The 14294-nt window shown below is 63.4% G+C and carries 17 protein-coding genes; 14 read left to right on the forward strand and 3 right to left on the reverse strand.

The genetic code is table 11. The features are described from left to right. Window positions 1-10: 10 nt before the first annotated feature. Window positions 11-166: a hypothetical protein gene (locus ACVJNE_RS01760; protein WP_499562429.1), complete on the reverse strand. Its 156-nt coding sequence runs from the start codon at window positions 164-166 to the stop codon at window positions 11-13. Window positions 167-222: 56 nt separating this feature from the next. Here ACVJNE_RS01760 and ACVJNE_RS01765 point away from each other — a divergent pair, with 56 nt between their 5' ends. The 13 genes from ACVJNE_RS01765 (at window position 223) to ACVJNE_RS01825 (ending at window position 11323) form a co-directional block, all read left to right on the forward strand. Beyond that, window positions 223-1170 (forward strand): choline ABC transporter substrate-binding protein, encoded by a 948-nt coding sequence (locus tag ACVJNE_RS01765; RefSeq protein ID WP_499562431.1) that lies wholly within the window; start codon window positions 223-225, stop codon window positions 1168-1170. Window positions 1171-1249: 79 nt separating this feature from the next. Then, the gene (choW, locus tag ACVJNE_RS01770) at window positions 1250-2110 is read left to right on the forward strand and encodes a choline ABC transporter permease subunit (protein WP_421929377.1); all 861 of its coding nucleotides are present in this window, start codon (window positions 1250-1252) and stop codon (window positions 2108-2110) included. Continuing rightward, window positions 2107-3288 (forward strand): choline ABC transporter ATP-binding protein, encoded by a 1182-nt coding sequence (choV, locus tag ACVJNE_RS01775; protein WP_499562433.1) that lies wholly within the window; start codon window positions 2107-2109, stop codon window positions 3286-3288. Before choW ends, choV begins: the two co-directional genes overlap by 4 nt. A 160-nt stretch (window positions 3289-3448) precedes the next feature. Then, window positions 3449-3739: a hypothetical protein gene (locus ACVJNE_RS01780; protein ID WP_499562435.1), complete on the forward strand. Its 291-nt coding sequence runs from the start codon at window positions 3449-3451 to the stop codon at window positions 3737-3739. Window positions 3740-3749: 10 nt separating this feature from the next. Continuing rightward, entirely contained in the window at window positions 3750-4586 is an 837-nt protein-coding gene (gene otsB / locus ACVJNE_RS01785) for a trehalose-phosphatase (protein WP_499562437.1), read from the forward strand. After that, a complete protein-coding gene (otsA, locus tag ACVJNE_RS01790; RefSeq protein ID WP_499562439.1) occupies window positions 4583-6001 on the forward strand; it encodes an alpha,alpha-trehalose-phosphate synthase (UDP-forming) in 1419 nt (472 codons plus the stop codon). The genes otsB and otsA overlap by 4 nt, the downstream gene beginning before the upstream one ends. 167 nt (window positions 6002-6168) lie before the next feature. Continuing rightward, entirely contained in the window at window positions 6169-6612 is a 444-nt protein-coding gene (locus ACVJNE_RS01795) for a GNAT family N-acetyltransferase (RefSeq protein WP_499562440.1), read from the forward strand. A gap of 160 nt (window positions 6613-6772) precedes the next feature. After that, on the forward strand, window positions 6773-7534 hold the full coding sequence (locus tag ACVJNE_RS01800; protein WP_499562442.1) for a 3-hydroxyacyl-CoA dehydrogenase: 762 nt from the start codon (window positions 6773-6775) through the stop codon (window positions 7532-7534). Window positions 7535-7551: 17 nt separating this feature from the next. Further along, complete coding sequence (locus tag ACVJNE_RS01805) at window positions 7552-8709, forward strand: CaiB/BaiF CoA transferase family protein (RefSeq protein WP_499562444.1); 1158 nt, start codon at window positions 7552-7554, stop codon at window positions 8707-8709. A gap of 36 nt (window positions 8710-8745) precedes the next feature. After that, window positions 8746-9528: a HugZ family pyridoxamine 5'-phosphate oxidase gene (locus tag ACVJNE_RS01810; protein ID WP_499562447.1), complete on the forward strand. Its 783-nt coding sequence runs from the start codon at window positions 8746-8748 to the stop codon at window positions 9526-9528. A 167-nt stretch (window positions 9529-9695) separates the two neighbouring features. Next, complete coding sequence (locus ACVJNE_RS01815; protein WP_173192840.1) at window positions 9696-10004, forward strand: ArsR/SmtB family transcription factor; 309 nt, start codon at window positions 9696-9698, stop codon at window positions 10002-10004. A 66-nt stretch (window positions 10005-10070) separates the two neighbouring features. Continuing rightward, window positions 10071-10502: a FosX/FosE/FosI family fosfomycin resistance hydrolase gene (gene fosX / locus ACVJNE_RS01820; protein WP_499562449.1), complete on the forward strand. Its 432-nt coding sequence runs from the start codon at window positions 10071-10073 to the stop codon at window positions 10500-10502. Beyond that, window positions 10499-11323 (forward strand): TrmH family RNA methyltransferase, encoded by an 825-nt coding sequence (locus tag ACVJNE_RS01825; RefSeq protein ID WP_499562450.1) that lies wholly within the window; start codon window positions 10499-10501, stop codon window positions 11321-11323. Before fosX ends, ACVJNE_RS01825 begins: the two co-directional genes overlap by 4 nt. A gap of 9 nt (window positions 11324-11332) precedes the next feature. Here ACVJNE_RS01825 and ACVJNE_RS01830 read toward each other — a convergent pair whose 3' ends face one another. After that, window positions 11333-12568 (reverse strand): coiled-coil domain-containing protein, encoded by a 1236-nt coding sequence (locus tag ACVJNE_RS01830; protein ID WP_499562452.1) that lies wholly within the window; start codon window positions 12566-12568, stop codon window positions 11333-11335. Between the two features lie 126 nt (window positions 12569-12694). After that, window positions 12695-13285 carry a DUF1134 domain-containing protein gene (locus tag ACVJNE_RS01835; protein WP_173193696.1) on the reverse strand — a complete coding sequence of 197 codons (591 nt, stop codon included), beginning with the start codon at window positions 13283-13285 and terminating at the stop codon, window positions 12695-12697. 330 nt (window positions 13286-13615) lie between these two features. On the opposite strand from ACVJNE_RS01835, the gene chpT reads away from it, so the two are divergent. After that, entirely contained in the window at window positions 13616-14245 is a 630-nt protein-coding gene (gene chpT, locus ACVJNE_RS01840) for a histidine phosphotransferase ChpT (protein WP_173193698.1), read from the forward strand. Window positions 14246-14294: the final 49 nt, after the last annotated feature.

The raw sequence follows: 14294 nt of genomic DNA on the forward strand, positions 1-14294 counted from the left end.
CCTATTAACCTCAACGCAGCAGCGGTTGGGAGGTAGGGCTTTGCACCTTCCACCATTTTTGCGCATACCCCGGAAACAACGCGGCCTTGTGGTGCTCAGGCAACCCCGCGACGCGCACCGTTGCGCCGTTAACCTTGAAACCGGCAACAAATGATGTTTGGCTCATGACAATCATCTAAAGCATGGCGAACCGCCAGGCCATCCAACATTGGGAGACGTAACATGTCGCATCGCAGGACTATTCTGATTTCGCTGGCCTTTTCGGCCGCGCTTGGCACGGGCAGCGCTTTTGCTGCCGACCCGGAAAGCTGCGAGACGGTCACCTTCTCCGACGTCGGCTGGACCGACATCACCGCCACCACGGCAACCGCGTCGGTTGTTCTCGATGCGCTGGGCTATGACGCCGAAACGCAGGTCCTGTCGGTACCGGTCACCTACGCCTCGCTCAAGAACAAGGACATCGACGTCTTCCTCGGCAACTGGATGCCGACCATGGAAGCCGACATCGCGCCCTATCGCGAGGACGGCTCGGTCGAAACCATCGTCACCAACCTCGAAGGCGCGAAATACACGCTGGCCGTACCGAAATACGCCTACGATGCCGGCCTCAAATCCTTCGCCGACATCGCCAAGTTCAAGGACGAGCTCGGTGGCAAGATCTACGGCATCGAGCCCGGCAATGACGGCAACCGCCTGATCATCGACATGATCGAGGCCGGCCAGTTCGGTCTCGACGGCTTCGAGGTTGTCGAAAGCTCGGAAGCCGGCATGCTGAGCCAGGTGCAGCGCTCGGTGAACGCCAAGGAGCCCGTCGTCTTCCTCGGCTGGGAGCCGCATCCGATGAACGCCAATATCGAGATGGCCTATCTCGAAGGCGGCGATGACGTATTCGGGCCCAACTATGGCGGCGCGACGGTTCATACCAACGTCCGACAGGGCTTCACCGAAGAATGCCCGAACGTCGGCAAGCTTTTGACCAACATGGTCTTTTCGCTCCAGATGGAAAACGAGATCATGGGCGCGATCCTCAATGACGGCGAAGATGCCGAGGACGCTGCCGAAGACTGGCTCAAGGCCAATCCGCAGGTCCTCGACGCATGGCTCGCCGGCGTCACCACGCTCGATGGCGAAGATGGACTTGCCGCTGTGAAGGCCGATCTCGGCCTGTAATCGACAACGATAAAGATCGAGGGCGGCGCGCGGAGGACGTGGGCCGCCCCGGCCATTTGGCAATCGACCGGGGGACATGATGGATCCTATCTCCGACTGGATCGCCGACCGCGATCGCAAGATCGAGATCGGTAAATGGGGTCGGGATTTCTTCGACTTCCTGACCACCAATTTCGCCTGGTTCTTCGATTCTCTGGCGAGGGGCATAACCACTGTCCTCGACTTTTTTGTCGACCTGCTTCTGGCGGTGCCGCCCGTCGCGATCGTGCTGGCCATGGCTGGCCTCGCCTATCTCCTGCAACGATCCTGGAAGCTGGCGCTCGGCGTGACGCTCGGGCTGCTCTTCATCATCAATCAGGGCTTGTGGGAAGCCACCGTGGAAACGCTGGTACTCGTCATCGCCGCGGCCTCCGCGTCGATGGCGATCGGCGTGCCGATCGGCATCTGGGCAGCGCATAACGAACGCGTCTATCGCGTCCTGCAGCCGATCCTCGACCTGATGCAGACCCTCCCGACATTCGTGTATCTCATTCCGGTGCTGATCCTCTTCGGTCTCGGCATGGCGCCGGGCCTTATCGTCACTGTCATCTTCGCCAGCCCCGCCCCGATCCGCCTCACCTATCTAGGCATCACCTCCGTGCCGACGCCGATGCTGGAGGCCGGCGAGGCATTCGGGGCGACGAAGCGGCAGCTTTTGTGGAAGGTGGAGCTTCCGGCCGCCCTGCCGACCATCATGGCGGGCCTCACCCAGTGCATCATGCTTTCGCTCTCCATGGTCGTGATCGCCGCGCTGATCGGCGCGTCCGGCCTCGGCACGCCGGTGGTGCGCGCGCTGAACACGCTGAATATTCCGCAGGGTATCGAGGCAGGGCTCGCCATCGTCATCATCGCGATCATTCTCGACCGCATGACGCGCATCGAACAGGGCACCGGCAAATGAGCGTCGCCGTCGAGTTCAAGAATGTCGACATCGTCTTCGGCAAGGAGCAGCAGGCCGCGTTGAAGATGATCGACGCGGGCGCCTCCCGCGCCGAAATCCTCGACGCAACCGGCGCGGTGCTGGGCTGCGCAGGCGCGAGCCTCGCCGTCGAGCAAGGCGAGATTTCCGTTCTCATGGGACTTTCCGGCTCCGGAAAGTCTACGCTGCTGCGCGCGGTCAACGGCTTGAACAAGGTCACGCGCGGCGAGGTGATCGTGCATGACGGCGACTGGGCGGCCGACGTCGTCTCCTGCCCACCCGCCGAACTGCGCAAGATCCGTCGCGAATGTGTTGCCATGGTGTTCCAGCAATTCGCGCTGTTACCCTGGCGTACGGTGCGCGAGAATGTCGGCTTCGGGCTGGAGTTGTCAGGCGTGCCCGCCGCGCAGCGCAAGGAGCGCGTGGCCGCGCAGCTTGAGCTGGTCGGCCTGTCGCAATGGGCCGACAAATATGCGCACGAGCTTTCCGGTGGCATGCAGCAGCGCGTCGGGCTGGCGCGCGCTTTCGCCACCGAAGCGCCGATCCTGCTGATGGACGAACCCTTCTCGGCGCTTGATCCGCTGATCCGGACCAAGCTTCAGGACGAGTTGCTTGCACTGCAGGAGCGCCTCCACAAGACCATCATCTTCGTCAGCCACGATCTCGAGGAAGCGCTGAAGATCGGGAACCGCATCACCATCATGGAGGGCGGCCACATCGTCCAGACCGGCGCGCCGGAAGAGATCGTGCTCTCGCCCGCCAACGATTACGTCCGCGACTTCATCTCCAACGTGAACCCGCTTTCCGTGCTGACGGCATGGAACGTCATGCGCGACCGCCGCGATCTTTCCGATGCCGGCGAGGGTTGGGTGTGGCTCGACCGCCGCAGGACGACACGCTTCCAGCTCGATGCCAACGGTCTCGTCACCGGGGCCGAACGAAACGGCCGCCCGGCGATCTGGACATCGTGCGATCCGTTCGAGGCGCTGCCCGACGACGCCCACCAGGTCTATTGGGCCAAGCCCGGCACGCCGCTCAAGGCGGTCATGCAGGCCATGCACCAGTCGCAGACGGCACCCGTCGCTCTCTTCGACGAAAGCTCTCGCTTCGTCGGCGCAATCGGCATCCGCGACGTGCTGCGTGCCGTGCTGCGCCGCTGAGCGTTACCCACAGCCACAGGAAGAAAATCCTCACGAGGGTGGATTTTGCAACGCAGCAAGGTTATGCTGCATTGCGATCTCGTGTTTTGCCCGTTTGAGGCACATAACGGGAACCGTCTAAGGCGCGAGACGTTCACCTTGGCAAAGCCAGGAGGCAACGATGCTCGGCACAGGCCCGTCAAACAAGAATATCCTCCGCCGCAGGACGGCGCTCAAGGCGCGTCAACGCACGGTCGATCTCAAGATTTCGCTGCCGTCCGGCAGCGACAGCGCGGCAAAGCGCCTTGCGCGCAAGATTCAGGATTCGGTTTCGCGCACGCTGTTGCGCGAGGGCGAGGACGCTTCGTGCGTCACCATCGTCGAGGACGGCTCGGCGCAAGAACATAAACGCACCAGCAAAGCCCAGCTGGGCCCGACCCCGGTCGGCTGCGGCGCTTGGTGGAATTTCTAGTCCGCGAAAGATGCCCGAAGAAGACGAACTCGACCCTTACAGTACCGCCCTGTTCCTCGATTTCGACGGCACGCTCGTCGACATCGCCGATCGCCCTGACGCGGTGATCCTCCGCGCGGAAGTCCGCGACGCACTCGACCGGCTTCACGATGCGCTTGACGGCGCGCTGGCCGTCGTATCCGGCAGGCCCGTTTCCGAACTCGACAGCTTCCTTACACCGCTGCGCCTGCCAGTCGCGGGCGTCCACGGCCTCGAAGTCCGCCACGGCGACACTGGCGTACAGCGCCACGGCTTTGATAGCGCAGCGCTGGATCGGCTCGTCGCATCGGCGCGCGCCTTTGCGGCCAACCATCCTGCCCTGCTGGTCGAGACGAAGGCAGGCTCCGTAGCGATCCATTACCGCCAGGCGCCCGAGCTTGCCGAGGTCGTAAGAAGCTTCGCCGATGGCTGCGCACAGGCAGAGCCAGGCGTGGAAATCCTGCACGGCAAGATGGTCGCCGAGCTTCGCCTGGGCGGCCGCAACAAGGCCGACGCGGTTTCACATTTCATGGAACGGCCGCCCTTCGCGGGACGCACGCCGTGGTTCTTCGGCGACGACGTTACCGACGAGGACGGCTTTCGCCGCGTCAACGAACTCGGCGGGCAATCGGTAAGGATCGGGCGTGGCCCGACAGCCGCCCGCGACAGCTTCGAGAGCATCGGCATTTTTCATCGCTGGCTGGTGCAAGCGGCCGGGAGGGCCACGCAGGCAAAGACGACTGAGGAGGACGAAGTGAAGGGAGGCAATCAGGCTCGCGGAACCAGACCCGGTATCCGCCCGGCCAGGACCATGGGGAACGTGACATGAGCAGACTGGTGATTCTTTCAAATCGCGTGGCCGACCTGCGCAAGACCAGCCAGTCGGGCGGGCTCGCGGTGGGCCTTGCCGATGCGCTGCGCCAGCGCGGCGGCGTCTGGTTCGGCTGGGACGGCGAGACACTGCAGACACAGCCTCGCGAGGCCACCGTGGAGCAGGTCGGCAACGTGCGCATGATCTCGGCCGCGATGACGGTCGAAGACTACATGAACTACTATGTGGGCTACGCGAACAGCGTCCTGTGGCCGCTGTTTCACTACCGGCTCGATCTCGTCGATTTCAAACCGCCCTATTTCGAGGCCTACCAGCGGGTCAATGCCAACTTTGCCGGGCTGGTCGCACCCTACCTGCAGGACGACGACCTGATCTGGGTTCATGATTATCACTTCATTCCGATGGCCAACTGCCTGCGCCGCCTCGGCTGCCGCCAGCGCATGGGCTTCTTCCTGCACATCCCGTTCCCGCCGCCGGACCTGCTGGCCGCCTCCCCGAACCACCGCTATCTCGTAGAGGCGCTGCTCGACTACGACGTGCTCGGCTTCCAGACGACAGCAGACACGATCAACTTCCGCCACTACCTGGAGGAATGGGGGGTGGGCGAAGTGCTCGACGAGCGCACGATCCGCTACAAGGGCCGCACGATCGCCATCGACCGCTACCCGATCGGCATAGACGTCGAGACCTTCCGGGAGATGGCTCGCAATGCGCCCGACGACGTGCGCATCGACAGCGCGCGCCGCGAAAAGCTCGGACGCAAGCAGATCATCGGCGTCGACAGGCTCGACTACTCCAAGGGCCTGCCGGACCGCTTCCAGGCTTTCGGCAAGCTGCTGGCGCAACATCCCGAGTTGGAAAAGCAGGTGACCTTCCTGCAGGTGGCGCCGCCCACCCGCGAGGACGTCAATGCCTATTCCGACATACGCGACGAACTGGAAGGTCTGACGGGCTCGATCAACGGACGCTTCTCGGATTTCAACTGGACGCCGCTGCGCTACATTCACCGCCCCGTCCCGCGTGAGACGCTGGCAGCACTCTTCCGCGCCAGCCACGTTGGCCTGGTGACGCCATTGCGCGATGGAATGAACCTCGTCGCCAAGGAATTCGTCGCCGCGCAGGATGACGACGATCCCGGCGTGCTGGTTCTTTCGCAATTTGCGGGTGCCGCCGAGGACATGACGGAAGCGCTGATCGTCAATCCCTATGACACGGACACGATGGCCGAAGCGATCCACCAGGCGCTTGTGATGCCGCTGGAGGAGCGAAAGGCTCGCCACAAGGCGCTTCTCGATCATATCCTTCATCAGGACACGCAGCGGTGGCTGGCGACGTTCCTCAACGACCTTGAAACGTCCGGCGGCCATACCAACCCGCCCCCCGACAGTCTCATCGCCGCCGACGCGGCCTGACCAGCGGGATTGCATCCCGTCGGTCGGGCGGCTATCAGGTCGACCGTCAGCACAAGGAGCCTTATGCGCAGCGACGTCATCACCGGTTTTCCCCGCGGGGAGTGAACGGCCCATGGGCCGAATGACATGTTGTGCGCCGCAGGCGCCTTACTGACGGAATATCTGAAATGACCGAACCTTTATGTATCCGGGCCTACGGTCCGGACGACAGGCAGCGGCTGCTTGCCATCTGGCATGCCGCATCTTTGAAGGGGCATCCCTTCTTCACCGCCGATCAGCTCCGCGAACAGGCCAAGCTTGTCGGTGAAACTTACCTGCCCAAGGCTGAAAACTGGGTTGCCACGCTTGCCGACGAGCCCATCGGCTTCATCGGCCTTCTGGACACCTTCATCGGCGGATTGTTCGTCGATCCTGCTCGCCATGGAACAGGCGCAGGTCGGCACCTTGTCGAGTACGCAGTGTCGCTGAAGGGTGAGTTGTCGCTGGAAGTGTTCGCCCTCAACACAAGCGCCATCGGCTTCTATCGCCACATCGGCTTCGTGGAGACCGGCAGGTGCATCAGCGATGAGCACGGCATGCCGCTCGAACTGGTCGCGATGCGCAGTAGCTAGCGATACCCGGTCGCGGCGGCACGCCTGCCGCGACCGACCGCTTGCGCGTTCCGGAACACCGGTGAAAGGGCCATGCTCGCATCTTGCATCGCCCGGCAGGGCACCGCTAAGATGATGTCAAATTGTTCTATTTCATAACAATATTTGCGGAGGAATTTCCATGAACCCATCAGGTCAGGTCGCGATCGTCACCGGCGGCGGCTCCGGTCTCGGCGAGGCAACGGCACGTGCGCTTGCCGCGAAGGGTGCGAAGGTCGCGCTGTTGGACATTGGCATCGAGCGCGCCGAGGCTGTGGCGGCCGAACTCGGCGGCATCGCGGTCAAGTGCGACGTCTCCAGTGCCGAGACCGCGGAAGCCGCCATCGCCGAGGTCGCCGACAAGCTTGGCACGCCGCGGATTCTGGTCAATTGCGCCGGCATCGCGATCGCCATGAAGACAACGAGCAAGGACGGCGCCCACCCGCTCGACCTTTACCGCAAGGTTATCGAGGTCAATCTCATCGGCACGTTCAACATGATCCGGCTCTTCGCCGCTCGCGTCGAGCAGGCCGAACCGCTGGAAGGCGGGGAGCGCGGCGTTATCGTCAACACGGCGTCGGTCGCAGCCTATGACGGCCAGATCGGCCAGGCAGCCTATTCGTCCTCAAAGGGCGGCGTTGTCGGCATGACGCTGCCGATTGCCCGCGACCTTGCCCGCTCCGGCATCCGCGTCATGACGATTGCGCCCGGCATCTTCCGTACGCCGATGCTCGCCGGCCTGCCGGAGGATGCGCAGAAGTCGCTCGGCCAGCAGGTGCCCTTCCCTTCCCGTCTCGGCGACCCGGCGGAATACGGCGCGCTTGCCAGCCACATCGTCGAAAACCAGATGCTCAACGGCGAGGTGATCCGCCTCGACGGCGCCATCCGCATGGCGCCGAAATAAGCGCGGAACCGGCGGCGATGGAGGAGGCAACCCGCAAGACCGGCCCATTGTCCGGCTTCACCGTCATCGAGATGGCGGGGCTGGGGCCTGTGCCTCACGCCGGCCTGATGCTGGCCGAGCTTGGCGCGGGCGTTGTGCGCGTCGAGCGGCTGGCCAAGGAGCAGGCTTTCCTGAACCTGCCACCGCAATACGACCTCGACAGGCAAGGCCGCGAGATCATCCGCATCGACCTGAAGCGGCCCGAAGGCACCGCGCTGATGATGCGGCTGGCAGCCGGCGCCCATGCGATCCTGGAAGGCTTTCGCCCCGGCGTCATGGAGCGGCTGGGGCTGGGGCCCGAACCGCTGCTCGCCGCAAACCCGCGCCTAGTCTACGGGCGGATGACGGGGTTCGGTCAGGACGGCCCGCTCGCTGCGCGCGCCGGACATGACCTGACCTATCTGGCGCTGTCAGGCGTGCTGCATACGATTGGCCCGAAGGACGGCAAGCCCGTGCCGCCACTCAACCTGGCGGCGGACTATGGCGGCGGCACCATGTTCCTAATCATGGGCGTGCTCGCCGCCCTGCTCGAAGCGTCGCGCTCGGGCAAGGGCCAGGTGGTCGACGCCGCGATGATCGATGGCGCGTCCATGCTGGCGGCGCCCTTCTTCGCTTTCATGGCGGCCGGCATCTGGCAGGACCGGCGCGGCGTGAACCTCCTCGATTCGGGTACGCCCTTCTACGACACCTACACCTGTGCCGACGGCCGCCATGTCGCCGTCGCCTGCCTGGAGCCGCAGTTCTTCGCCGAGTTCTGCCGCCTGCTGCCGCTGGACGAGCGCTTTGCCCGCGCACAATACGACCAGTCCCTATGGCCGGACATGCGGGCTGCGATCGCATCACGGATTGCCGCGCGTCCACGCGATGAATGGGCAGCGCTGTTCGAGCCGACCGACGCCTGTGTCGCGCCGGTGCTGTCGCTTGGAGAGGCGCCGACCCATCCGCACAACAGGGCGCGCCGCACGCATGTCGAGACCGACGGCCTTACGCGCCCTGCCCCGGCACCTCGTTTCTCGCGCACCCCTGCAGCCGTTTCGCCGCAGGCGGTCCGCGATGTCGCGTCCACGCTCCGGGCGTTCGGCATCGATGAATCGGAAGCGGAGCATCTTGCCAGCGAGGGTATCGTCGGCCGATAATACGACTTTTACAGTCAACTTATTGGAAGCGATCCGTTGTCAGAAAAGAAGAAGGACGTCCTGCGCGAAACCGACGATGAGGCGATTCGCCTCGCGCGCACGCTATTGCGGTCCTCGCGCTATGGCGCGCTTGCGGTACTCGATCCTGAAACGGGGGCACCGATGGCCAGCCGGGTCGCGGTTGCAACCGACCATGACGGCGCCCCCATCATCCTGATCTCGGCTCTTTCCGCCCACACTGGCGGCATTGTTGCCGATCCGCGCTGCTCGCTGATGTTGGGCGAGCCCGGCAAGGGCGACCCGCTCGCTCATCCGCGCATCACCATTGCCTGCAACGCGGAGAAGATCGCGAAAGACGACCCGCGACACGGACGTATTGAGTGGCGTTTCCTCTCGCACAATCCGAAATCGAAGCTTTATGCTGGGCTGGGCGACTTCGCCTTCTTCCGCCTCGTTCCACAGCGCGCCAGCCTCAACGGCGGGTTTGGCAAGGCTTATGCGCTGACCGTCGATGACCTGATGACCTTCGGCCCATCTCTCGACGCGATCGCGGCAGCCGAGCCGGGCGCGGTCAAACACATGAACGAGGACCATGGCGACGCGATCGGCCGCTACGCGATCTATTTCGGCAAGGTGCGAGAGCCCGGCGACTGGATCATGACGGGTATCGACGCCGATGGCTTCGATCTTGCCTCTGGCGACCGCACGATGCGGATTTTTTTCCAAAAACCTCTCGTCGACGCCCAGGATATGCACAAGACACTTGTCGCCATGGCTGTCGAGGCTCGCCAGGCGCTATCGGCGATTGGTCCAGTTTGAAGCAAGCGGTGCGCAATGATGAAACTGTCTCATAAACGCTTGTTATCTTGGAAGTTTGCGCTACGTTAGGTTGCAGGCAGGTAATAACTGGGCCGATTTACAACCTGCCTTTCGTTCGATGTTGTTGCCCCCACAACGTCTTCGAAAGATGCGGCAACGGGGATACGATGGTTTCTGATCAGCTTGTCGACAACGCCGACATGGTTGCCGAGTTTCTGTCTGCCATCGGCAACGGAAAAAGGCTGGCGATCATGTGCCACCTCCTGAGCGGCGAAATGTCAGTTGGTGAAATTGCGGAAAAAGTGGATCTGAGCCAGTCTGCGCTGTCGCAACATCTGGCAAAGCTTCGCGCCATGGGCCTCGTGGAGACCCGTCGCGAGCGGCAGATGATCTTCTATTCCTGCTCCTCGGCAAAGGTGCGCGAGGTGCTGGTGACGCTCGACGGCATTTTCGGCGCAAGGGCCGCAGCCGAGTAGGATTGCCACTGCGCCGACCCAGGTCTACCTCTGCCGGTATCCGCTTGCGAATCCCGGAGAGCCACCTTGGTCCAAGGACTCAGCCACATCACGTTCACCGTCCGCGATCTCGATCGCATGGAAACGATACTGTCGTCCGTGCTCGGTGCTCGCAAGGTTTACGATTCCGGCGACGATACCTTCTCCCTGTCCCGTGAGCGCTTCTTTCTGGTCGGCGACGGTGACAACGCCGTGTGGATCGCAACGATGGAGGGCGATGCGCTACCTTCGCGCACGTACAATCATGTCGCCTTCAAGATCGACGATGCCGACTACGATGCCTGCCTCGCTCGCGTGACAGGCCTAGGTCTGGAGATGCGGCAGAGCCGGCCGAGGGTCGTGGGCGAAGGCCGGTCGATCTATTTCTACGACGACGACAACCACATGTTCGAGCTGCACACCGGAACCCTGGAAGAGCGCCTGAAGCGCTACGCCAGGGGCACGGGAGACGCCGCGTGACGCAAGTCGGCTACGACCCGGCAACGGCGATCCGCATCGAAAGCCACGACGACCCGCGCATTGCCGCCTACCACGCCATCCGCGAGCGCGACCTTGTCGGCCGAGAGGGCCGTTTCATCGCCGAGGGCAAGGTTGTCCTGAACGTGCTGTTTTCCGCCCGCCGCTTCGCGGTCGAATCGGCGCTGATCCTGGAACAGCGCCTTCCCGGCATGGCTGAAACGCTGGCGAGCGCGCCCGCAGACATGCCGGTCTATGTCGCATCGCAATCCGTCATGGATGCGATCGCGGGATTCCATATCCACCGCGGCGTGCTGGCGCTGGGCCGTTGTCGCGCCGAAGACGATCCCGAGGAGATGCTTGCCGGCCTGCCCGCCGATGCGTTGGTCGTCGCACTTGTCGGCATTTCCAACCACGACAATATGGGCGCAATCTTCCGCAACGCCGCGGCTTTCGAGGCAGATACGGTGCTGCTCGATCCGAGCTGCTGCGATCCGCTCTACCGTAAGGCGATCCGCGTTTCCGTCGGGGCGGCACTCAAGGTACCTTTCGCCCGTATCGCCGACGAAGCGGCGCTGGTCGACATGCTTACCCGCCACGGCTTTCGCCAGTTCGCACTGTCCCCATCCGGCGGTCGCGCCGTCGATACCGTAAACCGCGACGGCCGCACGGCGCTTTATCTCGGCACGGAAGGGGCCGGCCTGCCGCCTGCCCTGATGGCGCGCATGGAAACGGTGCGCATTGCGATGTCTCAGGACTTCGACAGCCTCAACGTCGCCGCCGCCTCGGCCGTCGCGCTGCACCGACTGTGGCGGGAACGGTAGGGATAACCGTCAGCGTGGCGTGGCTGCGGCTTTCTGCAATGCACGAATGCGCTCTGCAAGGCTCGGCGTGCCGCTCTTGCTCTCACCTGTGTCGGCCGCCAGTGCCTTGTGTATCGGCGAATCCGGCTCATCCAGCATCGCCGTCAGGTTGACCACCTCGGCCGCCAGATCATTGATCTGCTCGCGCAGCACCGCGCTCTCGCGCCGCTCTTCGTCCCATCCGTCGGAACTGGCGCGCTCCACGCTGTCGAGCGAAGCCCGCAGCTTCTTGTTCTCGCGCGTCAGCACGGTCAGCCGCTCTTCCAGCCGCTTCCTGTCGCTTTCCAGTTTTGCTGTAGCCTTTTCGACGTCGCCGCCGGTTGCACCGGCAACCAGTGTCGAGAGCCGCACCGTCAGCTCCGCCACTTCCGCCTCGAGCTTGGCGCGTTGCTCCTGTTCTTCGGCCAGTGCCTGCTGAAGGTCGTGCTCGGTCGCGCCGCCGCCCTTGACCTGGTCACGCAGCCGCGCCAGTTCGCGCTCGCGCCGCTCCAGCTTGTCGTCGCGGTCAGAAAGCGTGGTCGTCAGGCGTTCCACCTTCTTTTCAAGCGCGGCATGTTTCTTCTGCTCCTCGCGCAGCGCATCGCGCGCTGCCTTGTGCTCGGCAACGACCTCGCGAACCCGCCTGTCGGCTTCCTTGCGTTCGTTGCGCAGCGTCGCGACATCGTCGGTGAGCTTTTCCAGCTTGGATTCCTGCGCCACGATCTCGATCTGGCGGCTCGACGCGCTGAAGCTTGCCTCGTCATACATGCGACCGAGCTTTTCAAGCTCGATCGCCCGTTCGCCCAGCATACGCTCGTGCTCGCCGAGCCGATCGGTAAGCCGCTGGAGTTGCTCCTCGCGCTGACGCAACTCTGTGCGCAGTTCCGCAGCGCGTGTTTCCATCTGGGTGACGGCGGCGTTCTTCTCGTCGCGCTCCTCGGCGATACGCTTCAGCTCGTCACGATTTCTGTTGATCTCGACGATCTGCTCCGACGCCTTCTCGCGAAACGATTTGAGGCTCATTTCGAGCCGCCGCGTCGACATCGCGAATTCTGCCCGCAGCCGGTCCTTGTCGGCCTGGATCTCATCCATGGTCAGCGGCACAGACGCCTCGATGCGCTTACGCGTCAAGGCGACCGCCCGTCGCCAGATGGCTGGTGCCACCATCAGCGCGAGGAATGCCGCGCAAAGGAAACCGAGAATGAAGAAGAGCGTCGTCTGGATCACTGCGTTTCGTCCAATCCACGCCGCGCGGCGCGCGGAACCCAGGCCCTATGTGCCACGGCGGGACAGGAGGAATCCAGTGCCGTGCGCGCTGTTGCGCACGGTAAGGTTAAATGCGCGGGCGCACGCTCAGAAGGGATTCCAGGTCGGCGACTGCGTCAGCTTCAGATAGCCGACGTTCAGCCCGAGCCTTGCGCCTACGCCGGTACGCACCGGCACCAGCAGGACCGGGCCGTTCTTCAGCACGGTGAACCCGAGCCCCGCCACCACATAGGCCGAACCCGCAACGCCGGCGTAGCGGCGATAAAGCGCAGGAATGCTGTCGAGGTTGTAGACCAGGATCATCGTGCGCGAGCCTTGCCCGCCGAAGTCCCATCCCAGCGAAGGGCCCTGCCAGAAGACGGAATGGTCACCCACATTCTTGGTGTAAAGGGTGCCTTCGCCAAACGTCAGGCCGCCGATCAGCGCTCCGGAGCCTTCCTCGCCGAGGATATAGCCATTCGGCATGCCGTAGGATGAAAAAATCTGTTCGACCACCGAGGCGAGCCCGCCCGATGTGGTGCCGAAGAACTGGTGCCCGGAATCGAGCACCTCCTGGGCCGTATAGGCCTCGCCGGCCGCAGCCCGGGCCGGCAGCGCTGTCGATGTCGCGGCAGCCACGGCAAACAGCATCGCAGCTACCACGCTGATCACGTTTCGAGGAAAGAGCCTGCAGAACATGCCTTCTATCTCCGTATCGAACTGCCCCACCGCGTCGCGGCGCATGCGGACCTTCGGGACCGCATCGACACGCCAATATCATTCAAACTATGACCGAAACCTTATCCAATCATTAACCATTGGCCTGCCGGCCGCCGAAACGCGTAAACCGTTGCTTTACCGAAGCGTATTGGAGCGGCTTGCCAGCGGTGGTCGTTCGGGTTTCCTTGTCGCGCTGCCTTCCTTGTGTAACCAATATCCGGCAATTTAAGGGGTGATTCGCCAGCGGCGCACGGCGCAACGCTGGTGTTTTGTATGAACCGAAAGACAGACGACAGGGACGCTTTCCGCATGGCCGATATTTTGACCCTTTCCGCACCGGATCTCGCGGCCCTTCTTTGCAGCAGGGTCTGTCACGACATCATCTCCCCGGTGGGCGCGATCAACAACGGCCTCGAACTGCTCGATGAAGGCGGCGCCGACGAAGACGCCATGCGCCTCATCCGCACCAGCGCGCGCAACGCCTCGGCGCGGCTGCAATTTGCCCGCATCGCCTTCGGCGCGGCTGGCTCAGCGGGCATGCAGATCGATACGGGCGACGCGGAGAGCGTGGCGACCGCCTTCCTCGCCAACGAGAAACCTGAATTCGAATGGCAGGGTGCCCGCGCGCTCCTGCCCAAGAACAAGGTTAAGTTGCTGCTCAACCTGATACTGGTCGCCAACGCCGCAATTCCGCGCGGCGGCAAGCTGACGGTTCAGCTTCACGATCTGGATACCGCCCCGCGCTTCACGCTGACGGCCAACGGACCGATGGTGCGCGTGCCGGCACGTTTCCTGGAACTCCATTCGGGCGTCAAGTCGGACGAGCCGATCGATGCGCATGCCGTTCAGCCCTATTACACCCTGCTTCTGGCACATGAGGCGAGCATGACGATTTCCATGCGGGCCAGCCCCGAAGAGATCGTGCTGACGGCAGCCTGAGAGCTGCTTCCAGCTCACATGGAGACAGGTTTGCCGGGCTTGCGTGCGA

This window comes from Mesorhizobium sp. DxT (genome assembly GCF_058448885.1).